Consider the following 4,123-nt stretch of genomic DNA (forward strand, 5'->3'; position numbering starts at 1 on the left):
CCTGGCGGCGGGCCTCGCCGCGCACCCGGTCGGCGTCGGCGGCGGCCTGGGCGCGCAGCTCCTCGGCCTCGGCGCGCAGCCGGGCCGCCTCGTCCTGCATCCGCTCGATCCGCTCGCGGATCGCGGCGGCGTCGTCCAGGGCGGCGTTCTGGGCCTGCTCGACGGCGGCCTGGGCCTGCTCGCGCAGCCGCTGCGCCTCGGCGGCGGCCTCGGCGCGGATGCGTTCGGCCTCGGCGGCGGCCTCACCGCGTGCGGTCTCGGCGTCTTGGTCGGCCCGGCCGAGCACCTCCTCGGCGGTCTTGGCGGCCTTGGCGAGGTGGACGGTGGCGTCCTTGGCGCCTGCCGCCCGGCCCTCCTCCTCGGCCTGGTTGCGCAGCCGCTGGGCGTCGGCCTCGGCCTGGGCACGCAGTTCGGCGACGTCCCGTTCGGTCTGGGCGCGCAGCTCGGCGATCGCCGCCTCGGCCTCGGTCCTCAGCTCGGTGGCGACCGACTCGGCGGTGGCCCGCAGCCGCTCGCTCTCCTCGGCCGCGGCGGCCTTGGCGGCGTCGGCCTCGGCCTGCTTGGTGGCGGCCGCGGTGCGGACGGCCTCGGCCTCGGCGCGGATCGCCCCGGCTTCCTTGGTGGCCTGGGCGACCATCCGGGCGACCTCGGCCCGGGCGGTCTGCGAGCGCTGCTCGTTGGCGGCCTCGCCGTCCAGGGCCTTGCGCTCGGCGGCGGCCTCGGCGTCGGCCTGGAGTTGTTCGGCGGCCTGCTCGGCCTGGGCGCGCAGCTCGGCGGCCTCGCGGCGGGTGCGCTCCGCCTCGGCGATGGCCTCGGCGCGCAGCCGGTCTATCTCGGCCTTGGCGGCGGCGAGCTGCTGTTCGGCCCGGGCCTGCTCGGCGGCGGCCTGTGCCTTGAGCTGGCCGATCTCGGCCTGGGCGGCGGTCAGCCGGCCCTCGGCGGCGGCGTGCGCGGCGGCCAGCTGCTGCTGGGCCTCGCCGCGGGCGGCGTCCACGTCGGCCGCGGCCTGGGCGCCGGCCTGCTGGGCCTGCTCGGAGGCGGCGCGCAGCAGGCGCTCGGCGTCGTTCTGGGCACGCTGGAGGGCTGCCTCGGCGGCGGCGTGGGCCTCGCCGCGGGCGGCGTCCACGTCGGCGGCGGTCTGGGCGCGGGCCTGGTCGGCGAGGGCGACGGCCTCGGCGCGGGCGGCGGCGACCATCCGCTCGGCCTCGGCGCGGGCGTCCTGGAGCAGCCGCTGGGCCTCCTGCTCGGAGCCCGCCCGGGTCTGCTCGGCCCAGCCGTTGACGTGCTGCTCGGCGGAGCGGCGCAGCTCGGTGAGCTCGTCCTCCAGCTGGCGGCGTCGGGCGGTGAGCTCGGCCTCCAGCCGGGCGGTGCGCTCGGCGGCCTCGGCCATGATCCGCTGGGTGGCGGCCTGGGAGTCGCGCAGCTGGCGCTCGGCGTCGGCGCGCAGCTGCTGGGCCTGCATCTCGGCGGTGCGGAGCATCTGCTCCGCCTGGCCGGAGACGGCGTCGAAGGCGCGCGGCTGGGCGAGCATCCGGCGGGACTCGTGCAGTTTCGCCCGGAGCACCTCCACCTGGTAGGCGAGGTCCTCGGCATGCTCGACTGCCTTGTCCCGCTCCTTCCGAGTCCGGCCCATCTCGGCCTCGAACTGGGAGAGGTGATCGTCAGCCTCGTAGCGGTCGTTGCCCCGCACTCCGCGGTCCCATCCATCTCCTGGTCGCGTCCTCGACCCGGCCGGTTCCGGGCTCCCGTTGTCCGGGGCCGGTCCGACTGGCTCCTTGCATCCGCAGCCGGTGGACGGCTCCCCGTCATGCCGGGGCCGCCCGCCGCGGTCGTCGGAGTCCGGGGCGCGGGAGCGCGGGGGTGCCGCGTTCCCCCGTCCGAGTGGACTCCTGGGCGAACTCTTGCCTTGTGGAGAATGGTGACAGATCCGTCTTGCGACTGTTCAGCCGTGCCCGCGTACCGGGACTCCCCTTGCGACGGGCCGACCGCCGGCGGGCGGACGGGCCTGTCTTCGGCCGTGCCCGTCGTCTCCGTTACCCGGAGCCTTCGCGCACCTGGGCATTGTAGTGGGAGCGCACTGCGGGGGAATGGTCGCAGGGGGGTTTTCCGGCTCTCCCCGCCAGGTTACTGACGGGTCATGACCGACGGGCCGTCGGATGCCGCCGGGGCGCCGCCCCCGTCGGGGCGGGCCCGGCGGGGATCAGTGCTCGTCGTGGGCCTGCTGGGCGGAGGTGACCAGCTCGGTCAGCACGCCGCCGCAGTCCTTGGGGTGCAGGAAGGTGATCCGGGACCCCATCGAGCCGGTCCGCGGCTGGTCGTAGAGGACCCGGACACCCTTGTCCCGGATGGCCTCGGAGTCGCCGTCCACGTCCGCGGTGCCGAAGGCGATGTGGTGCACGCCCTCGCCGTTCTTCTCCAGCCACTTGGCCACGGTGGAGTCGGGCCGGGTGGGCTCCAGCAGCTGGAGGTAGGAGGCGCCGCCGTCGTCGGTGCCGTTGATCCGGAGCATGGCCTCGCGGACGCCCTGCTCCTCGTTGACCTCGGAGTGGAAGACCTCGAAGCCGTAGGTGGCGCGGTAGAACTCGACCGTCTTGTCGAGGTCGCGGCAGGCGATGCCGATGTGGTCGATTCGGGTCAGCACGGCGACCTCCGGGTGATGGGGAGAAGAGTGCACCCAGTGCAGCGCATCGCGCGCGACCGACGCCAGAGCCCCGGGTGCGAGCCTGCTCACACGACGGGCGGTTCACCCGGACCGGGTCGGCACGGTGTTGACTGGATGGTGCCAGTGCGCTCGATCACACCGTCGCTCCGGTGACGGGCGGGTAACAGGTCAGTACATTGAGCGCATCCTCACCTGGCCACGACGTGCGAAGGGGCCCGTCCCATGACCAACACCACCTCTGTGATCGTCGCCGGTGCGCGGACCCCGATGGGCCGCATGCTGGGCTCCCTCAAGGGCTTCTCCGGTGTCGAGCTCGGCGGCGTCGCGATCAAGGCGGCACTGGAGCGGGCCGGGATCACCGGCGACCAGGTCCAGTACGTGATCATGGGGCAGGTGCTCCAGGCGGGCACCGGCCAGATCCCGGCCCGCCAGGCCGCCGTCAAGGCCGGCATCCCGATGAGCGTCCCGGCGCTGACCGTCAACAAGGTCTGCCTCTCCGGCCTGGACGCCATCGCGCTGGCCGACCAGCTGATCCGGGCCGGTGAGTTCGACATCGTGGTGGCCGGCGGCCAGGAGTCGATGACCAACGCCCCGCACCTGCTGCCCAAGTCCCGCGAGGGCCACAAGTACGGCGCGATCGCGATGCTCGACTCGATGGCCCACGAGGGCCTCACCGACGCCTACGAGAACATCCCGATGGGCGAGTCCACCGAGAAGCACAACATCCGCCTGGGCATCGGGCGCGAGGTGCAGGACGAGATCGCGGCCGCCTCGCACCAGCGGGCCGCCAAGGCGCAGGCCGACGGGGTCTTCGAGGCCGAGATCGTCCCGGTCGCCATCCCGCAGCGCAAGGGCGAGCCGGTGCTGCTCCGCGAGGACGAGGGCATCCGCCCGGACACCACCGTCGAGGGCCTGGCCAAGCTGCGCCCGGCCTTCACCAAGGACGGCACGATCACCGCCGGCAGCTCCTCGCCGATCTCCGACGGCGCCGCCGCCGTGGTCGTGATGAGCAAGGCCAAGGCCGAGGAGCTGGGCCTGACCTGGATCGCCGAGATCGGGGCGCACGGCAACGTGGCCGGCCCGGACAACTCGCTCCAGTCGCAGCCGTCCAACGCGATCAAGCACGCGCTCTCCAAGGAGGGCCTGGAGGTCGCCGACCTCGACCTGATCGAGATCAACGAGGCGTTCGCGGCCGTCGCCTACCAGTCCATGAAGGACCTGGGCGTCTCCTCGGACATCGTCAACGTCAACGGCGGCGCCATCGCGCTCGGCCACCCGATCGGGATGTCCGGCGCCCGCGTGGTGCTGTCCCTGGCGCTGGAGCTGCAGCGGCGCGGCGGCGGGGTCGGCGCGGCCGCGCTGTGCGGCGGCGGCGGCCAGGGCGACGCCCTGATCGTGCGCGTTCCGAAGGCCTGACCGGCTCCGACCCGACTTCGGGGCTGCGGACCGCCGGTGGCGGTC

General features: G+C 74.3%; 2 protein-coding genes and 1 pseudogene. 1 reads left to right on the forward strand and 2 read right to left on the reverse strand.

Going from position 1 to position 4,123, the window contains the following annotated elements:
• Positions 1–1,690 (reverse strand): annotated as a pseudogene (locus ACFRMQ_RS38880) (hypothetical protein); the annotation flags it as partial.
• A gap of 510 nt (positions 1,691–2,200) precedes the next feature.
• Positions 2,201–2,641 (reverse strand): methylmalonyl-CoA epimerase, encoded by a 441-nt coding sequence (gene mce, locus ACFRMQ_RS38885; RefSeq protein ID WP_380735618.1) that lies wholly within the window; start codon positions 2,639–2,641, stop codon positions 2,201–2,203.
• A gap of 243 nt (positions 2,642–2,884) precedes the next feature.
• Between mce and ACFRMQ_RS38890 the strand changes: the two genes are divergently transcribed.
• Entirely contained in the window at positions 2,885–4,078 is a 1,194-nt protein-coding gene (locus ACFRMQ_RS38890; RefSeq protein WP_380735619.1) for an acetyl-CoA C-acetyltransferase, read from the forward strand.
• Positions 4,079–4,123 lie beyond the last annotated feature (45 nt).

The organism is Kitasatospora sp. NPDC056783, assembly GCF_042789895.1.
In the GTDB taxonomy this organism is placed as follows: domain Bacteria; phylum Actinomycetota; class Actinomycetes; order Streptomycetales; family Streptomycetaceae; genus Kitasatospora.

Coding starts and splice junctions, on each gene's coding strand:
- ACFRMQ_RS38890 (WP_380735619.1), top strand. CDS start 2,885: ATGACCAACACCACCTCTGTGATCGTCGCCGGTGCGCGGACCCCGATG.